This window comes from Pradoshia sp. Z4_20 (genome assembly GCF_058216035.1).
Map to the genome: position 1 here is coordinate 290,820 of NZ_JBZAJD010000001.1, position 17,512 is coordinate 308,331.

The following is a 17,512-nucleotide window of genomic DNA, read 5'->3' on the forward strand; positions in this document are numbered from 1 at the left end:
AAGTGGCCGGAAAACCGGCAAATAGGGTGGAACCGCGGGTTAACTCTCGTCCCTATGCTCTTAAAAAGCATAGAGACGAGAGTTTTTTTAATTTGTACAAAGGAGAGAACGAATATGACAGTATCAATGGATCAAATTGTGTCACACGCGAAACATAGAGGATTTATTTTTCCCGGCTCCGAAATCTACGGAGGACTTGCGAATACGTGGGATTATGGCCCTCTTGGCGTAGAGGTAAAAAACAATATTAAAAAAGCATGGTGGAAGAAGTTTATTCAAGAATCACCATACAATGTGGGCCTTGATTCTGCAATATTAATGAATCCACGTACGTGGGAGGCTTCCGGTCATATCGGAAACTTTAATGATCCAATGATTGATTGTAAGAAATGTAAAGCTCGTCATCGTGCGGATAAATTGATTGAGGATGCATTGCAAGCTAAAGGTACAGAAATGATCGTGGATGGCTTATCTTTTGATAAAATGCAAGAATTGATTCAAGAGAATGATATTGCATGTCCAGATTGTGGAGCAAAGGATTTTACGGAAATTAGACAATTTAACCTAATGTTTAAAACATTCCAGGGTGTTACTGAAACAAGTACAAATGAAATCTTCCTTCGTCCTGAAACAGCACAAGGTATTTTTGTTAATTTTAAAAACGTACAGCGTACAATGAGAAAGAAATTGCCTTTTGGTATTGCTCAGGTTGGTAAGAGCTTCCGTAACGAGATTACACCAGGTAACTTTACATTCCGTACACGTGAATTTGAACAAATGGAATTGGAATTCTTCTGCAAACCAGGTTCTGAACTGGAATGGTTCCAATATTGGAAAGATTATGCTGAAAACTGGCTGTTATCATTAGGTATGAAAAAGGAAAACTTCCGCCTTCGTGACCATGAGGAGGAAGAACTATCTCATTACAGTAATGCAACCACTGATTTTGAATATAAATTCCCATTTGGCTGGGGAGAGCTTTGGGGGATTGCTTCTCGTACAGACTTTGATTTAAAGAGACATATGGAGTATTCAGGAGAAGACTTCAACTACTTGGATCCTGAGACAAACGAAAAGTATATTCCTTATTGTATTGAGCCATCTCTGGGAGCAGACCGCGTTACATTGGCTTACTTAATTGATGCATATGAAGAAGAACAGCTTGAAGATGGTACTTCCCGTACGGTAATGCATCTTCATCCGGCACTGGCGCCATACAAAGCTGCAGTATTGCCGTTGTCCAAAAAGCTTTCTGAGGGGGCAAAAGAAGTATTTGCCAAACTGTCAGAGGACTTTATGGTAGACTATGATGAAGCTGGTTCTATCGGTAAACGATATCGTCGTCATGATGAAATTGGAACACCTTTCTGTATCACATATGATTTTGATTCAGTTGAGGATAAGCAAGTAACTGTACGTGACCGTGATACAATGGAGCAAACTCGTATCAGTATCGAAGAACTTCCAGCCTTTTTACAAGCAAAAATTAAATTTTAAGGTAAAGCTTGCTCAATAAGGAATGCGATGTCCCCTTATTGGGCAGGCTTATTTTAAATTAAGTGGATTTATTACACTTCATGGATAAATAGTTTATAATTAAATTATATAATTTAAGTATATGGGCACTTTAGGGTGGTGAGTAAGATCGAACTAAGCAAAAGACAAGAACAGATCCTTCAAATTGTTAAAGATAATGGGCCGATTACAGGCGAAAATATTGCCGAACAATTAAATTTAACACGTGCAACATTGCGCCCAGACTTAGCGATTCTGACAATGGCTGGTTATTTGGATGCAAGGCCGCGTGTAGGGTATTTCTACACAGGCAGGACGGAAACCCAATTGCTCACGGATAATCTTAAAAAGCTATTGGTCGGAGATTATCAGTCTATACCGATTGTTGTCAGTGAAGGTGTATCTGTTTATGATGCAATATGCACCATGTTTTTGGAAGATGTGGGTACTTTATTTGTTGTGGATAAAGAGTCGCTTCTTGTTGGTGTTCTTTCCAGGAAAGATCTGTTAAGAGCTAGTCTCGGTCAACAGGAATTAAGCAGTATTCCGGTACATATTATTATGACAAGGATGCCTAATATTACGATATGTACGAAAGAAGATTTGCTGATTGATGTGGCAGAGAAATTAATCGATAAGCAGATTGATGCCCTACCGGTTGTTAAAAAGAGTCCAAAAGGCTTTGAAGTCACAGGCCGGTTAACTAAAACAAACATTACAAAGGCGTTTGTTGGTTTGGCGAGAGACGACCATTAACCAATTTTAGATAAAAGAGAAATTATTCATTACTGGAGGAGACAATGAATCAATCTATCATATATGTGGTTTCGGATTCAGTGGGTGAAACAGCTGACCTTGTGACAAAGGCAGCAGTGAGTCAATTTAGTAATCATAATATCACGCTTAAGCGAATACCATTCGTGGAAGATATATCGACCATTGATGAGGTATTGAGCTTAGCTGAAATGGATAATGCAATTATTGCTTATACATTGGTAAAGCCGGAAATACGCGAGTATATGGCTAAAAAAGCTGCAGAAAAAGAGATCGTATCCTTTGATATAATTGGACCTTTCATCGATACGCTTGAAAATAAGTTTGGAGAACAAGCTTTAAATGAACCTGGATTGGTTAGAAAGCTGGATGAAAATTATTTTAAGCGTGTTGAGGCAATTGAATTTGCAGTGAAATATGATGATGGAAGAGATCCAAAAGGAATTGTCAAGGCTGATATTGTACTATTGGGTGTATCACGTACCTCAAAAACTCCTTTATCTCAATTTTTGGCACATAAACGATTTAAGGTGGCGAATGTCCCGCTTGTTCCAGAAGTTGAACCTCCTGAAGAATTATTCAAGATAAATCCTAATAAGTGCATTGGATTGGCGATTAGCAGTGAAAAATTAAACAATATCAGAAAAGAACGTTTAAAGTCTCTTGGATTGAATGATAGTGCGGTTTATGCAAATATGGATCGCATAAAAGAAGAATTAGCTTACTTTGAAGCAATTGTTAATAAATTAAATTGCCCAGTTATTGATGTAACTAATAAGGCCGTAGAAGAAACTGCAAATATTATTGTTAATATCGTAAATAAACAACAATAAAAAAGGCATGCGGAAGCATGTTTTTTACATGTAAAATATAGGATTATGTTATACGAGTGAAAAGTGTGGCAATTTGACAAGATTTATTTTATAATAAAAAATCGTGATAAAATACCTTTCATCAGGTTTAGAGTTATTTATAAAGGAATAAACTAGAATAAGCTTTTAAAAAACAAAAAGTCAAGAAGTCCTAAAAAAAATAATTCGACAAATGGATAATCAGCCTGGAAAAAAGAAGGATTAAGATGAGAGATGTAGAAATACAAAGGAAGAGTCGTTTAACGGTTTTTGTAGATGCGGATGCCTGCCCGGTTAAAGAAGAGGTTTTGAGCGTATGCAAACCATATGAAGTAGATATTAACTTTGTGGCAGCCTATACCAATACTACCGACCGTTATCCTGATGTTACCTGGAAATGGGTAGAACCGGGAAGAGATGCGGCAGATTTATATATATTAAATCATTTAAAGCGGCATGATATTGTAATTACTGAAGATATAGGATTGGCTGCAGGATGTCTTGCTAAACATGCTTACGTCTTAACATCAAGAGGTAAAGAGATAACAGATAATGAAATTGATTCATTTCTTGAAACCAGGCATTTGAATGCAAAAGCAAGGAGATCCGGCAAGTATGAAAAAGGGCCAAGGAAAATAAAGGACCTTGATAAAAATAAATTTTCGGAAGCATTACAAAAAATATTGTCGAAAATTGAAGGATTTCAGGGACCGATATAGAATTAAGTTATTCATGCTTATTATGAAACAGGTGTTAAAATTTGAAAAACCAATTAATACCAGAAGAAACAGTGAACGCAATTCGCAATAAAAATGATATCGCTGATGTCGTTGGTGAATATGTTCAGCTAAAAAAACAAGGTCGAAATTACTTTGGTCTATGTCCATTTCATAATGAAAACAGTCCATCATTTTCTGTAGCCCCTGATAAACAAATCTTCCATTGTTTTGGATGTGGTGCCGGAGGGAATGTATTTACATTTTTAATGGACATAGAAGGATATTCCTTCACAGAAGCTGCAAAAAGTTTGGCTGAGAGGGCCAATATACCATTAGATATTCATGAAAATGAATCTTCGGATGGGACAAAGCCCCGTCATGAACTCGATGATATGAAGGAAGCACATGAGCTGTTAAGGAAATTTTACCATCATTTGCTTGTAAATACAAAACAGGGTCAGGACGCCCTGGAATATCTGCTGAGTCGTGGATTTACAATGGAATCCATAGAAAAATTTCAGATAGGGTACTCATTGGATTCCTGGGATTATGTGCATAATTTCCTAAAGAAGCGAAACTTTTCAATCGAACGTATGGAAAAAGCAGGTTTGCTGGTTAAACGGGAAGACGGACAGAATTATTTCGATCGATTCCGAAATAGAATTATGTTTCCGATCTTTGACAGGCAAGGTAAAACAATTGCTTTTTCTGGAAGAGCGCTTGCAGCCGGTGATGAACCAAAGTATTTAAATAGTCCTGAGACACCTCTATTTAACAAGAGCAAAATAGTATATAACTATCATCTGGCTCGCCCGTTTATAAGAAAAAAAGGCGCAGCTATCTTGTTTGAAGGATTTGCTGATTGTATATCTGCAGATCGTGCAGAGGTACACAATGGTGTTGCAACGATGGGTACAGCATTAACGGAACAGCACCTTCAATTGCTTAAACGAAGTACAGATACCATTATCATCTGTTATGATTCGGATGCCCCGGGGATAGAGGCAGCAAATAAAACGGCTGATTTGATCCGGGAGAGCGGCTGTCAGGTGAAAATTGCAGTCATGCCTAATGGGTATGATCCCGATGACTATATCAAGGAATTTGGAGAAGAAAAATTCCAAAATGATATAATAGGGGCCGCTCATACGTATATCTCTTTTAAAATGATTTACCATAAAAGAGGGAAGAACTTTGCAAACGAAGGAGATAAGATGGACTACATCGATCAAGTCCTTCGTGAAACAGCAAAGCTTGATAGTGAAGTGGAAAGAGAATTTTATTTGAGGCAAATTGCTACAGAATTCACACTTTCTCTTGATTCTTTGCTTAATCAACAGAGCAAAGTGGGTAAACATAATAAGAAGGCAAAAAACTCTCCTAATCCGAATAACCAAATGCAAGCATTTGCTACTGTGCGTAGGGATAATCGGATGAAACCTGCTTATATAAAAGCAGAGGAGACTTTGCTGGCTTTAATGCTCCATGATCGTGAACTTGCATTTCGTATTCAAAAAATGCTTGGAGAAAATCAGATGATAGTGGATGATCACCAGGCCATTATTACGTATTTATTTGCTTTTTATGAAGAAGACCACGAAGCTGATACAAGTTTGTTTCTGCATTTTCTTCCGGATCCAAATTTACGTAAGATTGTAACAGAAATCGAAATGATGACCTATAATCACGATCCGAGTGAACAGGAATTAAATGATTATGTCCACCAAATCACTAAATATCAAAAATTATTAGTCATTAAGGAAAAAGAGGCAGAGCTACTTGAGGCCACAAGAAGACAGGACACAAGCCGTGCTGTCGAATTAGGAATCGAGCTCATCTCGTTAAGAAATTCTTTATGACTTTAAATAAGAAGTGGATTGAGAAGGAGGGGAACAAATGGCTGAAAAGTCAGCACGTTCCAAAGAAAAAGAAGTAGATAACAACACAGAAATGACATTAGATCAGGTAAAAGAATTTATTACAGAGCTAGGGAAAAAGCGAAACCGCCTTACCTATGAGGATGTAGCAGAGAGACTTTCCAGCTTCGTGCTTGATTCAGAACAAATGGATGAATTTTATGAATATCTTGGAGAACAGGGTATTGATATAGTGAATGAAAGTGATGCTGATGATAATCCAGGGACTCAAGAACTTGAAAAAGAAGAAGAGTTTGATTTAAATGATCTAAGTGTTCCTCCAGGTGTAAAAATTAATGACCCTGTACGCATGTACCTAAAGGAAATTGGTCGTGTTGATCTATTATCTGCTGAAGAAGAAATTGTTTTGGCAGAGCGTATAGAAGAAGGCGATGAAGAAGCGAAAAGACGTCTGGCGGAAGCTAACCTTCGTCTCGTTGTCAGCATTGCGAAAAGATACGTAGGACGCGGCATGTTGTTCCTTGATTTGATTCAGGAAGGTAATATGGGGTTAATTAAAGCAGTTGAGAAATTTGACTACCGTAAAGGTTTCAAATTCAGTACGTATGCAACATGGTGGATCAGACAAGCTATCACTCGTGCTATTGCTGACCAAGCCAGAACAATCCGTATTCCGGTGCATATGGTAGAAACCATTAATAAACTAATCCGGGTCCAAAGACAGCTCCTTCAAGATTTAGGACGCGAGCCTTCTCCAGAAGAGATAGCTGAAGAAATGGACTTAACACCGGAAAAAGTTCGCGAGATTTTAAAAATTGCTCAAGAACCTGTATCATTAGAAACACCAATTGGTGAAGAAGATGACTCTCACCTGGGAGATTTCATTGAAGACCAGGATGCCACATCTCCTTCTGATCATGCAGCATATGAATTATTGAAAGAACAGCTGGAAGATGTATTGGATACTTTAACAGACCGTGAAGAGAATGTTCTTCGTTTACGTTTTGGGTTAGATGATGGCAGAACCCGTACATTGGAAGAGGTTGGTAAAGTATTTGGTGTAACACGTGAGCGTATTCGACAAATCGAAGCGAAAGCTCTTCGTAAATTACGCCATCCGAGTCGCAGTAAACGTCTTAAGGATTTCTTAGAATAGAATATACCATAAATTGGTTTGAAAATAAAACAGCTCTACTGGATTTTCTAAGTAGAGCTGTTTTTTTATTGTAATAAAGTAGACCTATTCATTTTGACCTCGAGTGGTTCGGTTTATCAGTACATATTAATGTTGTTTGAAATCAATAAACTGGCTTAGGGGAGTGTATGTAAAGAGTTTTCAGTGGGGTGGAATATAGAGAAATACCATGTCATTGACTGGGAATGTTATCCCGAAAATTGATTTGAATTGTAGAAACTATGGAAAACTTTGAAGAAAATGCAAGTTATAACTTTTCCAAAATTGGTTTTTACAGTAAAATAAAGAAGGGTAAATGTAAGTTGATGGTTAATTAGTATTTACATAGGGGAGGGGAACTACTATGAAAAACAATGCATTTATGCCATACATTTTAATTATGGTGATTGGTCTTACACTAGTCTTTTTCTTATCCATTAAGGGCCTTGGGGATGCTGATAAAATGGCCAAGGAGAAAGAAGAAGGTGGAAAAACAGAAGAAACAGCAAGTGCTGATAAACCTGAAGACATTTATAAAGCACAATGCTTATCTTGTCATGGCGGTAATTATGAAGGTGGAGCAGGTCCGAAGCTAACTGGGGTTACGGATAAAGAGCTTATTAAAGATCGTATCGTAAATGGTAAAGGCATGATGCCTGGCGGACTTGTCCCAGAAGACAAAGTTGACGATATGGTTGAGTTTATAGCTGGCTTAAAATAAGTATACGAGCGGGACTCTAAAAGAGGTTCCCTATTTTAAAAACAGGTTAAGGAAACGATTTCGTTTTCCTTAGCCTGTTTTTGTCTTTTTCTGTTATTTGAGAATAAGCTTGCTTAAGTGGAAAGTTCTTTACATTAGCTAAGCATATCCTGTCGGGTAAATACAATAAAGGAAACAAGCAGGGCGCCAAGTCCCCATATTGCTAAAATGGACAAGGAGAAAGGTAAAGTCATTCCATCAACCATGGGCATACTACCTGATAGATAGTCGATTAATTCCATATTCACACTGTAAATATATTTTGCCCCATCCCAGGCCGTTGCAAATCCTTTTAAAATAGCGCCTGCAATAAGGGAAGCAAACATAACCCCCATACCACCAGGCGTGTTACGAATCAGTATAGAGACCATAAGAGCGATTGTACCTACGATAACGCTGACATACCAAACGAGTCCTGCTGACATTAAAATATATTGCCACTGTGGAATGAGCCGGATGGAATCAGTAATCAAGTTGCCATTAGCATATTCGAACCCTGTCGCTATCGGTAATTTCCAGCCCGAAAAATTAAAGAATATTCCAGCTAACAAATAAGCCATAGCTATAACAATTAAAACAATTAATGAAATAAATAGGAGCAGTGTCACATATTTGCTTAAAAGAATCTTCCACCTTTTCACAGGTCGGGTTAGCAATAATTTTATTGTGCCGTCACTGCGCTCTCCGCTGATTATATCAATCGCCACTATCATCACGAGTAAAGGTATAAACATGCCGATTCCCTGCTTTAGGAACTCCCTTACAAATGTTGGAGCACCCGGAGAGCTTGGATTAATATCATGCTCCAAATAGTATTGTTGCTGTTTAACCTGAATGCTTAAATAATGTTTCCACTCTTCTGATATCCCGGTACTGCTAAGGCGGTTCTGACCTTCGACAATTCTCTGCTGAAGAACAACGCGCCAGTCATCTGTACCCATCCGTTTCTCAGTTTCTTTTGTCTGTTGGTTTTGAGCATAAAGGAAAATTGGAATCAGAACTAACAGGATTAGGATGATAACCGCAATACGCCGCTTTTTAATTATTTTTTCTGCTTCGTTAAATACGAGTTTACCGAACTCAATCATGATTGATTCCCCCTGTCAGCTCCATAAATAGATCCTCTAAGGTTAATGTCTTTTCATAAACAGAATGTACGTTAATCCCATTTTCAATCAATAATCGATTGTATGTACTGATTAAATCCGATTGTAAACTGCAAATCAGCAGATTATCTTTTATTTGTAGATCTTGTATGTTTTCTTTTGTTTTCAATAGGTCATATGCTTCTTTTATAGGAGTGACCTTCCACTCGACCCTGTCTCTGGAATGATCAAGTAAATCCTTAACCGTAGAAACGGTAATCATTTTTCCTTTATTGATAATGGCTACCCGGTCACACATTAATTGGATTTCACTTAATAAGTGACTGGATATAAATACGCTGATACCTTCTGTTTCAACTAAATAACGGACAAATTCACGTAATTCCCGTATTCCCGATGGATCAAGGCCATTAGTAGGTTCATCTAATATTAATAATTGCGGATTTCCTAGTAACGCTTGGGCAATTCCAAGGCGTTGCTTCATCCCAAGAGAATAAGTTTTAACTTTGTCGTGTATTCTGCTTTCAAGATTTACCTGCCTTATAATATCCTCGATTCTGTTATCCGGGACATCTCCGAGCATCCGGGCAAACTGTTTGAGATTTTCCCAGCCTGTCAGATACGTATAGAGCTCGGGGTTTTCTACAATCGAGCCTACCTGGCGCATGGCTTGCTTAAATGATGTTCGCAGGTTGTAACCAGCAATTGTAATGGTTCCTTTTGTTGGTTTAATTAAACCGACCAGCATTCGGATGGTAGTTGTCTTACCTGCACCGTTAGGCCCTAAAAAACCAAAAACTTCTCCATGCTTCACTTCAAAGCTGATATCTTCAACAAGGTGATTTCCCTTAATGACTTTGGTTAAATGATCTACTTTTAATACAGATTGACTCATTAATCAATCCCCTCCCAACTGTTGTTGGCTTGCGATGGACTGGATTAATCGTTCTGATATAGCCTCGTAGCCTTTTTTATTTGGATGAAAATGATCCGTGTACAAAAAGTTTTTTCCTTGACCCTGAAATAAGTCAAATACCGGAATGATATGTAATTCGGGGTATTGGGTAGCTAATGTTTGCAGCTGGTGATTCCAGTCAATAACAAACTTAGACGTGTCCCCTAATTCCTTGAATTCTTCAAAGGGATTGTACAGGCTGATCCAATAGATAGGTGCATCCGCATTATTTGACCGGATTATCTCGATAATTTTCTTGCTGTTATTAACAAAAGTATTTGTATCTGGTGTATATTCAGCGAGGTTGGTTGTTAATGTTTCGACACCGGGAAAGAGATCATTTCCTCCAATTGTCATAACTATTAAATCAGCATTCTTAAGAGTATGCTTGGTGCCTGAAGTATCAAGAAGGGTTAGTAAATCGGTTGTTTTAGCTCCGCTGATTGAGAGGTTGGACAAGCTAATCTTCTGATTATAGTCCTCTGTTAATTTGGTGCTTAATCTTTTTACATATCCATCTCCGCTATCATCGCCAACACCTCGAGTTAAAGAATCGCCAAGAGCAACAATAGACAATTTTGTGGTGTCTTTTTTAGTAAGCGGCTCTTTCTCTTTTACCGTTTTATACTGATTAATCTCCTTAGGGTTTATAACTGCCCTGGTACCCTGAATAAAGCCAACGAGTAATAGAAACGTTGTCAGTAAACTAATGATAAGGATTGTACCGGTTACCCACCTTTTTCTCATTTACGCACCTGCTTTACTATAGTTTGGATGTTGATATAGTTTCAGTTTTCACGTTCCTATCTCTATTAAACCAAAATATTGAAACAAGGAGGAATATTTTGGCTGAAAAATATGTTCTGAAGAAAGTCCTTTGCAATAGGGGATGAGTTTTCTTATACTAAAGAAATAAATGAATTCCTATTAAGAGTGGAGTATGAAGTAATGAATGTAGATAAATTATCAAAAAGATTAACGCGAGTAACCTCCTATGTGCCAAAGGGCAGTGTTTTGGCTGATATTGGATCTGACCATGCTTATTTGCCTTGCTATGCAGTTAAAGAAGGCATCGTGCAAAAAGCTATTGCAGGAGAAGTAGTGGAAGGTCCGTTTCAATCTGCGTTAAGCCAGGTGAGGGAATCTAAGCTAGAAGACTCTATATCCGTTCGTAAAGGAAATGGGCTGGAAGTCATATCTCATGGAGAAGTAACATCCATTACAATATGCGGTATGGGTGGGTCTTTAATAACGAGTATTTTAGAAAACGGAAAATCTAAACTATCAGGACGGGAGACCTTAATTCTTCAACCCAATATTGGTGCTCAGTTTATCCGGAAATGGCTGATTGCCGAGGGTTGGGAATTGAAAGCGGAAGAAATCCTGGAAGAGGACGAAAAAATATATGAAATTTTAGTAGCGGAAAAAGGAGAGCCATTGAAGTCTTATCGAGAATTACCTTTTGAAGCAGCAGAATTAATGGGGCCATTTTTATTGAAAGAAAAGAATCCTATCTTTATGAAAAAGTGGACAATGGAGTTAAAGCATTGGAATAAGATTTTGAAACAAATAGAGTCCAGTGAAAACGAACGGACTCAGGAAAAGAAAGAAGAAATCCAAAAATCCATAGAGTTGGTAGAGGAGGCGCTTCAATAATGAAAACACCGAATGGTTATGAAGTCATCCAGCTTTTTGAAAGCTTTTCTCCCAAATATTTAGCTGAGGATGGAGATCCAATTGGATTGCAGGTAGGTAGTCTTGCTAAAAAAGTAAAGAAAGTTATTGTGGCATTGGATGTAACGGAAGAAGTGGTTGATGAAGCTGTAAATCAAGGTGTAGATTTAATAATTGCACATCACCCGTTAATTTTTCGGCCATTAAAAAAAATCATCCCTGATCAGCCTGCAGGGAGAACGATTGAAAAATTAATTAAAAATGATATTGCTCTGTATGCAGCGCATACGAATCTAGACATCGCGGAGGGCGGGGTCAATGATATGCTTGCTGATGCATTGGTACTAGAGAATACTTCTGTTTTGAAGGTTACCCATCGAGAAAAACTTTACAAATTAGCCGTATATACGCCTACTTCAGCTGAAACTGAAGTGCGTGAAGCATTAGGAAAAGCTGGTGCAGGCAATTTGGGCAATTACAGTCATTGCAGTTTTACCCTATCAGGCACGGGTAGATTTAAGCCAAATCAAGAGGCAGATCCGTATATTGGGTCTTCTGGCGAGTTTGAACACGTAGAAGAAGTAAAAATAGAAGTAATTGTTCCGGAATCTATTACAAACAAAGTCGTAAAAGCAATGCTCAAAGCTCATCCTTACGAAGAAGTCGCTTACGATTTGTATGTTCTTGAAAACGAGTCAGGTAAGGAATTTGGTTTAGGTCGAGTAGGTGCTATCTCAGAGGCTATGTCTTTAAGAGAATATGCAGAGCATGTCAAACAGGCACTGGATGTAACTTCTGTTCGTGTAATCGGGAATCTGGACGCGATAGTGAAGAAGGTAGCTGTTTTAGGCGGAGACGGTGATAAATTTGTAAGAACAGCTCAATTTGCTGGTGCTGACGTATTTATTACTGGAGATATTTATTACCATACAGCCGTTGATTTTAAACAAGAAGGCATGAATATCATTGACCCTGGCCATAATGTTGAAAAAATTATGAAACAGGGCGTCTCCCAAAAAATGACCTCCCTATGCAAAAACGCTGGCTATGAGGTAGAATTTATCGCATCAGAAATAGACACAAATCCATTCCAGGTAATCTAAAAAGCTGAGGCGGCTTGCCCAGAAGCGAGGAGCATAAGACAGGGGCTCGGAAGGAGGTGTTCTTTCCTCCTGTAGAGGTCATGCTTATGTCCTGAGCTTCTAGCCGTCGAAGCTGGATTGACTAAAAGGCTGAGACGACTGGTTGAGGAACAAAGACTAAGAACGCCACGTCGTGTGGCAACATCTTTGTGACCTACATCCTGTAGGCCTCCGAAAAGCATAAGAGAGAGGCTCGGAGGGGATGTTCCTCCCCCGCAGAGGCTATCCTTATGACTCGAGGGACTAGGAGTCGAAGCTGGATTACATAAAAGGCTGAAGGGCTGTAAAAGGAACGAAGACTAAAAGCGCCACGTCCTGTGGAAACGTCTTCATGACCTACATCCTGAGCTTCTAGCCGTCGAAGCTGGATTGACTAAAAAGTTGAGACGATTGGTTGAGGAACAAAGACTAAGAACGCCACGTTGTGTGGCCACGTCTTTGTGACCAAAACGTCCTGTCTTATGATGACTCGAGCGGTTAAGGCCTGAAGATAGAGTAATAAAAAGAAAAAAGGACCCCTGGGTCCTTTTTTCTTTGTAGCTATTGCATTATTTCACTTTCACTTTAGGTAATATTTTGGAAAGAGGTACTTTCTTTTCCGTTTTCCATGTCGATGAATCAGCCGGGTCGAACTGTTCCAAGAATGTAATGACTTCTTTGGTAATAGGTGTTGGTGTGGATGCTCCAGCTGTTACACCAACTACTTGAGCATCTTTAATCCATTCTATTTCCAATTCGCTGACATCAGCAATTCGATAGGCTTTTGTATGGGCGATTTCTTCCGATACCTGTGCCAATCTGTTTGAGTTATTACTCTTAGGATCTCCAACTACAATAAGAACGTCAAGGTCTTTTGCTTGCTCAGCAACAGCTTCCTGACGGACTTGAGTAGCCATGCAAATTTCTTTATGAATTTCTGCTGCAGGATATTTTTTCTTAACTTCATCTATTAAGTCGGCAACATCCCACTGACTCATAGTTGTTTGGTTGGTCACAATGATTTTCTCGTTTTCAATTGTGAGGTCATCAATATCTTGTTTGGACTCAACGAGATGGACGATATCCGGGGCTACACCAACGGCGCCTTCAGGTTCCGGGTGGCCTTTCTTACCGATATAAATGATATCATATCCTTCTTTTTCTTTTGCTTCAATTAAATTATGAGTTGCTGTTACATCCGGACAGGTTGCGTCAATCGTTACAAGCCCCTTTTGTTTGGCAATTTCTCTTACTTCAGGTGAGATACCGTGAGCAGTAAAGATGACAGTGCCGGAATCAACCTTCTCGATTATTTCTTTACGGTCTTTGCCGTCGAGGGTGATAATCCCATCTTGTTCAAACGCTTCCGTTACATGCTGATTATGAACAATCATACCCAGAATATAAATAGGGCGTGGCAAAGTTTTATCTAAAGCGGCATTTCTGGCGATAACCATCGCATCAACAACGCCGTAACAATATCCTCTTGGGGAAATTTTAACTACTTTCATTAATTCAAAAAAACCTCCTTGCTCCATGTCTGTTTGACAGATGGAGTGTTTCTTATATTATAAGCGAGTGATTAAAAACTTACAAAAAGAAATCCTTCGGGAGATATTGCATATGTAGAAAAGCGCTCCTTTTAGGGGCGCTGTATAGTTAGATGAAAAGCTTTGGCAGGGATGGTTTCACATTTTGAGGTTTCGATTTTATTGTTGTGCTTCCAGGAAGCTCGTGTGAATAGTCTATTTCGCTAGATTCATTCTTTTCCTTTTTAGAGCTTTTAAGAGAAGCTGAAGATTCTATATGGTTGGATGACTCCAAAATGTTTGAGTCGACCTGATCGATAGCTTCTTCTTGATCTTCTGCTGTAGTTGCATTTAATCCCCGATAAATTTTCCACATGGATGGTAAATTTTTAATTAAAGGTCCATATTGCTGAACTTGGCGAACCATTGGTACCACACGTTCCCCTGCTGCTAACACCTTTTGCGTACTGTTCATAAAATTTGTTAAAGTGGAACCTCCTCCGGCAGCTTTAGCAGCTGTACCGGCACCCTGTGCCAAGCCGGAACCTCCTCCTCTGCCAAACAAAGAAGCCAGAAATCCTCCTCCTTGCTTGGGAGCACTTGCTGCTCCAAAAGGAATTCCTCTCCTTGGCATAGGTGGACCGAATAATCCTCTTGTATTAAATTGTGGTGGGGCAGAACCTCTGATAAAGCCTGGTCCTCGTGGCGGGCCGAAAATGGGTGGTCTCATAGGCGGCATATTTAACCCTCCTTTCTATTCAATATTTTACTTAAGTTCCCATAATAGAATATGTCAGTTAGGGACGGTAAAGTGCGAATATATGAAAGAATAGGCTTTTAATCTACAAAAACTTGTTATTAGTCCTTCACATAAGGTAATATGAGAAGGATAGTTGCTAAAAAGCTTGTAAGCATGTCAGAAAGTTGGTAAAAAATGAGTTCATTTAAAATGTTTAAGTTACCCGAATATGTATTGGAAGCTGTTGAGAAGGTAGGATTTAAGGAGCCGACAATCATACAGGAAAGAGTCATTCCAGCTGTATTTAGCGGTAAGAGTATTATAGGGCAGTCACAAACTGGCACTGGAAAAACCCATTCTTTTCTATTGCCGATCATGGCTAAAATCAATCAGGAAAAGATGGAAGTACAGGCTGTAATTACGGCACCGACGAGAGAATTAGCGGCCCAAATTTATAAAGCTGCTGTTTCTTTGAATGAGAAATTTCCTGAAGATAAACAAATTCATATAAAAAGCTATGTAGGTGGAACAGATAAACAACGTTCAATTGACAAGCTCACCGTTCAACCTCAGCTTGTGATCGGTACACCTGGTCGTATTAAAGATTTATCGGAAGAAAATGCGTTGAGTGTTTTTTCTGCCGATATTTTAGTAGTTGATGAAGCTGATTTAATGATTGATTTAGGATTTATGGAAGATGTGGATAAAATCGCTTCAAGGATGGCTCCTAAGCTGCAAATGCTAGTATTTTCTGCGACAATTCCAGAAAAGCTACAGCCATTCTTGAAAAAGTATATGAACAATCCGAAACATATCCATGTGGATCCGACAAAAGTGTCTGTAGAAAAATTGGAGCACATTCTCGTTCCTGTTAGACACCGAGACAAGGTTCAATTGGTTAAGTCAATTATTGAACTTCAAAATCCTTTCCTTGTGCTTATTTTTGCTAACACAAAGCAAAACGCAGATGAGCTGGCAGATGCCCTCCTTGAAAAGGGATTGCAGGTAGGAAGACTACACGGTAACTTACCGGCAAGAGAAAGAAAAAGGGTTATGAAAGAGATTAATGCTCTTAAATATCAATATGTTGTAGCGACAGACCTAGCAGCAAGAGGTATTGATATTGAAGGTGTAAGTCATGTGATTAACTATGAACTTCCTCAGGACTTGGATTTCTATATCCATCGCTGTGGCCGTACAGCGCGCGCAGGTATGTCCGGAGTCGCTGTTACCCTTTATGAAGAGAAGGATGATCAAGCTCTGAATAAACTCGAATCCATGGGTGTAACATTCAGCAACCGTGACGTAGTAAAAGGTGAATGGGTTGAAATTGATGACCGCAATAAGCGTAAAAAACGTAAAAATTCACCTAAAGCAGCCGGTGAGGTAAAGAATTATGGTAAATTCTCTAAGCATTTACGTAAAGTAAAGCCTGGCTATAAAAAGAAAGTTAAAGCAGAAGTAGAAAAAATCAAAAAGAGAGAAAGACGCTTAAAGAAAAGATAAAAGATAAAAGGGGGCAAATGGATGCTTAAAATTGGATCACATGTTTCCATGAGCGGAAAGAAAATGCTTTTAGGCGCAAGTGAAGAAGCAGCTTCTTATGGTGCCAATACATTTATGATTTATACAGGCGCTCCTCAAAACACAAGAAGAAAGAAAATCGAGGATTTAAATATTGCAGCAGGCCTATTGCATATGGAGGAAAATGGAATGAGTGATATCGTTGTCCATGCTCCTTATATTATCAATATCGGTAACGCAGTAAATCCCGCTACTTTCCAATTGGGTGTTGATTTTCTTCGTTCGGAAATCGAACGGACGGAAGCTCTGGGGGCCTACCAAATTGTATTGCATCCAGGTGCTCATGTCGGAGAAGGTTCAGAAGTAGGTATTAAAAAGATCATCGAGGGATTAAATGAAGTCATTACCCCTGATCAAAAAGTCCAAATCGCATTGGAAACGATGGCCGGCAAGGGCTCAGAGTGTGGAAGAAGTTTTGAAGAATTAGCGATGATTATCGATGGAGTTACACACAATGACAAGCTGAGTGTTTGCTTTGATACTTGTCATACGCATGATGCGGGTTATGATATTGTGAATGATTTTGATGGCGTTTTAAATCATTTTGATAAAACTGTCGGTGTAGATCGTATTAAAGTGCTGCATATTAATGACAGTAAAAATGAATGCGGAATGAGAAAAGACCGACATGAAAATATCGGGTATGGAAAGATTGGTTTTCAACCTCTTCATTACATTGTCCATCATCCACAATTAAGCTCTGTACCAAAAATATTAGAGACTCCATTTGTGGGTACGGATAAAACAAACAAAAAAGCACCGTATAAACATGAAATTGATATGCTAAGAGATGGAGCTTGGGTAGATTTTCAAGCTTCCATGCTTGGACAAACGGTATAAAGAGAAGGGGAGCAGTACATCTGTACTGCTTCCTTTTTAAATTCCGGTCATGCTATAAAATATTTTCTCGATTTTCTGTGCTTTCTCTGCACCGGTAATTTTCTCGATATTTTTTAAAAGCTGTTTTCGTTCAGTCTGATCAAAAATATTTACGGATTTCCCCCGGATTAGTTTGGTTATTTCCTCAGCTTCCGTTTTTTTTAAAGTTAAACCATTCTGTCCGGCAAAATCAAGCAATTCACTGGCAGTGATACGATTGATTTTTAAGTTAACAATGCTTTCAAATAGCTTCAA

General features: G+C 38.7%; 17 protein-coding genes. 11 read left to right on the top strand and 6 right to left on the bottom strand.

The genetic code is table 11. The features are described from left to right. The first annotated feature begins 114 nt into the window (after nt 1-114). From AC4BHP_RS01360 to cccA, 7 genes are all read left to right on the top strand, one after another. The gene (locus AC4BHP_RS01360) at nt 115-1,497 is read left to right on the top strand and encodes a glycine--tRNA ligase (RefSeq protein WP_066105215.1); all 1,383 of its coding nucleotides are present in this window, start codon (nt 115-117) and stop codon (nt 1,495-1,497) included. Between the two features lie 135 nt (nt 1,498-1,632). Further along, nucleotides 1,633-2,271, top strand: coding sequence for a transcriptional regulator CcpN (ccpN, locus tag AC4BHP_RS01365; protein ID WP_066105212.1), 639 nt, complete (start codon nt 1,633-1,635; stop codon nt 2,269-2,271). A 44-nt stretch (nt 2,272-2,315) separates the two neighbouring features. Next, the gene (locus tag AC4BHP_RS01370) at nt 2,316-3,122 is read left to right on the top strand and encodes a pyruvate, water dikinase regulatory protein (RefSeq protein ID WP_066105209.1); all 807 of its coding nucleotides are present in this window, start codon (nt 2,316-2,318) and stop codon (nt 3,120-3,122) included. 245 nt (nt 3,123-3,367) lie between these two features. Then, a complete protein-coding gene (locus AC4BHP_RS01375) occupies nt 3,368-3,859 on the top strand; it encodes a YaiI/YqxD family protein (protein ID WP_066105206.1) in 492 nt (163 codons plus the stop codon). A gap of 41 nt (nt 3,860-3,900) precedes the next feature. After that, entirely contained in the window at nt 3,901-5,718 is a 1,818-nt protein-coding gene (dnaG, locus tag AC4BHP_RS01380; protein WP_139892589.1) for a DNA primase, read from the top strand. 37 nt (nt 5,719-5,755) lie between these two features. Then, complete coding sequence (rpoD, locus tag AC4BHP_RS01385; RefSeq protein WP_066105200.1) at nt 5,756-6,892, top strand: RNA polymerase sigma factor RpoD; 1,137 nt, start codon at nt 5,756-5,758, stop codon at nt 6,890-6,892. Between the two features lie 382 nt (nt 6,893-7,274). Beyond that, the gene (gene cccA / locus AC4BHP_RS01390) at nt 7,275-7,631 is read left to right on the top strand and encodes a cytochrome c550 (RefSeq protein WP_066105198.1); all 357 of its coding nucleotides are present in this window, start codon (nt 7,275-7,277) and stop codon (nt 7,629-7,631) included. Nucleotides 7,632-7,765: 134 nt separating this feature from the next. Here cccA and AC4BHP_RS01395 read toward each other — a convergent pair whose 3' ends face one another. The 3 genes from AC4BHP_RS01395 to AC4BHP_RS01405 are packed head-to-tail and all read right to left on the bottom strand — an operon-like array spanning nt 7,766 to nt 10,478. Then, nucleotides 7,766-8,758: an ABC transporter permease gene (locus AC4BHP_RS01395; RefSeq protein WP_066105195.1), complete on the bottom strand. Its 993-nt coding sequence runs from the start codon at nt 8,756-8,758 to the stop codon at nt 7,766-7,768. Continuing rightward, nucleotides 8,751-9,671, bottom strand: a complete 921-nt coding sequence (locus AC4BHP_RS01400; protein ID WP_490551121.1) for an ABC transporter ATP-binding protein — start codon at nt 9,669-9,671, stop codon at nt 8,751-8,753. Before AC4BHP_RS01400 ends, AC4BHP_RS01395 begins: the two co-directional genes overlap by 8 nt. A 3-nt stretch (nt 9,672-9,674) precedes the next feature. After that, on the bottom strand, nt 9,675-10,478 hold the full coding sequence (locus tag AC4BHP_RS01405; protein ID WP_139892587.1) for a GDSL-type esterase/lipase family protein: 804 nt from the start codon (nt 10,476-10,478) through the stop codon (nt 9,675-9,677). Nucleotides 10,479-10,679: 201 nt separating this feature from the next. On the opposite strand from AC4BHP_RS01405, the gene AC4BHP_RS01410 reads away from it, so the two are divergent. Together AC4BHP_RS01410 and AC4BHP_RS01415 are read left to right on the top strand one after the other, a co-directional pair. Then, entirely contained in the window at nt 10,680-11,387 is a 708-nt protein-coding gene (locus AC4BHP_RS01410; RefSeq protein WP_066105189.1) for a tRNA (adenine(22)-N(1))-methyltransferase, read from the top strand. Next, complete coding sequence (locus AC4BHP_RS01415; RefSeq protein ID WP_490551123.1) at nt 11,387-12,508, top strand: Nif3-like dinuclear metal center hexameric protein; 1,122 nt, start codon at nt 11,387-11,389, stop codon at nt 12,506-12,508. Before AC4BHP_RS01410 ends, AC4BHP_RS01415 begins: the two co-directional genes overlap by 1 nt. 587 nt (nt 12,509-13,095) lie before the next feature. Here AC4BHP_RS01415 and AC4BHP_RS01420 read toward each other — a convergent pair. Continuing rightward, nucleotides 13,096-14,037, bottom strand: a complete 942-nt coding sequence (locus AC4BHP_RS01420) for a 4-hydroxy-3-methylbut-2-enyl diphosphate reductase (protein ID WP_066105183.1) — start codon at nt 14,035-14,037, stop codon at nt 13,096-13,098. Nucleotides 14,038-14,185: 148 nt separating this feature from the next. Beyond that, complete coding sequence (gene vrrA, locus AC4BHP_RS01425) at nt 14,186-14,794, bottom strand: VrrA/YqfQ family protein (RefSeq protein ID WP_490551124.1); 609 nt, start codon at nt 14,792-14,794, stop codon at nt 14,186-14,188. A gap of 210 nt (nt 14,795-15,004) precedes the next feature. On the opposite strand from vrrA, the gene AC4BHP_RS01430 reads away from it, so the two are divergent. Both AC4BHP_RS01430 and AC4BHP_RS01435 read left to right on the top strand, forming a co-directional pair. Beyond that, nucleotides 15,005-16,300, top strand: a complete 1,296-nt coding sequence (locus tag AC4BHP_RS01430) for a DEAD/DEAH box helicase (RefSeq protein ID WP_225983608.1) — start codon at nt 15,005-15,007, stop codon at nt 16,298-16,300. 21 nt (nt 16,301-16,321) lie between these two features. Then, on the top strand, nt 16,322-17,218 hold the full coding sequence (locus AC4BHP_RS01435; protein WP_066105178.1) for a deoxyribonuclease IV: 897 nt from the start codon (nt 16,322-16,324) through the stop codon (nt 17,216-17,218). 36 nt (nt 17,219-17,254) lie between these two features. Here AC4BHP_RS01435 and AC4BHP_RS01440 read toward each other — a convergent pair whose 3' ends face one another. After that, nucleotides 17,255-17,512 (bottom strand): DUF2624 family protein, encoded by a 258-nt coding sequence (locus AC4BHP_RS01440; protein WP_490551125.1) that lies wholly within the window; start codon nt 17,510-17,512, stop codon nt 17,255-17,257.

Coding starts and splice junctions, on each gene's coding strand:
- AC4BHP_RS01360 (WP_066105215.1), top strand. CDS start 115: ATGACAGTATCAATGGATCAAATTGTGTCACACGCGAAACATAGAGGA.
- AC4BHP_RS01370 (WP_066105209.1), top strand. CDS start 2,316: ATGAATCAATCTATCATATATGTGGTTTCGGATTCAGTGGGTGAAACA.
- AC4BHP_RS01375 (WP_066105206.1), top strand. CDS start 3,368: ATGAGAGATGTAGAAATACAAAGGAAGAGTCGTTTAACGGTTTTTGTA.
- rpoD (WP_066105200.1), top strand. CDS start 5,756: ATGGCTGAAAAGTCAGCACGTTCCAAAGAAAAAGAAGTAGATAACAAC.
- cccA (WP_066105198.1), top strand. CDS start 7,275: ATGAAAAACAATGCATTTATGCCATACATTTTAATTATGGTGATTGGT.
- AC4BHP_RS01395 (WP_066105195.1), bottom strand. CDS start 8,758: ATGATTGAGTTCGGTAAACTCGTATTTAACGAAGCAGAAAAAATAATT.
- AC4BHP_RS01400 (WP_490551121.1), bottom strand. CDS start 9,671: ATGAGTCAATCTGTATTAAAAGTAGATCATTTAACCAAAGTCATTAAG.
- AC4BHP_RS01405 (WP_139892587.1), bottom strand. CDS start 10,478: ATGAGAAAAAGGTGGGTAACCGGTACAATCCTTATCATTAGTTTACTG.
- AC4BHP_RS01410 (WP_066105189.1), top strand. CDS start 10,680: ATGAATGTAGATAAATTATCAAAAAGATTAACGCGAGTAACCTCCTAT.
- AC4BHP_RS01415 (WP_490551123.1), top strand. CDS start 11,387: ATGAAAACACCGAATGGTTATGAAGTCATCCAGCTTTTTGAAAGCTTT.
- AC4BHP_RS01420 (WP_066105183.1), bottom strand. CDS start 14,037: ATGAAAGTAGTTAAAATTTCCCCAAGAGGATATTGTTACGGCGTTGTT.
- vrrA (WP_490551124.1), bottom strand. CDS start 14,794: ATGCCGCCTATGAGACCACCCATTTTCGGCCCGCCACGAGGACCAGGC.
- AC4BHP_RS01430 (WP_225983608.1), top strand. CDS start 15,005: ATGTTTAAGTTACCCGAATATGTATTGGAAGCTGTTGAGAAGGTAGGA.
- AC4BHP_RS01435 (WP_066105178.1), top strand. CDS start 16,322: ATGCTTAAAATTGGATCACATGTTTCCATGAGCGGAAAGAAAATGCTT.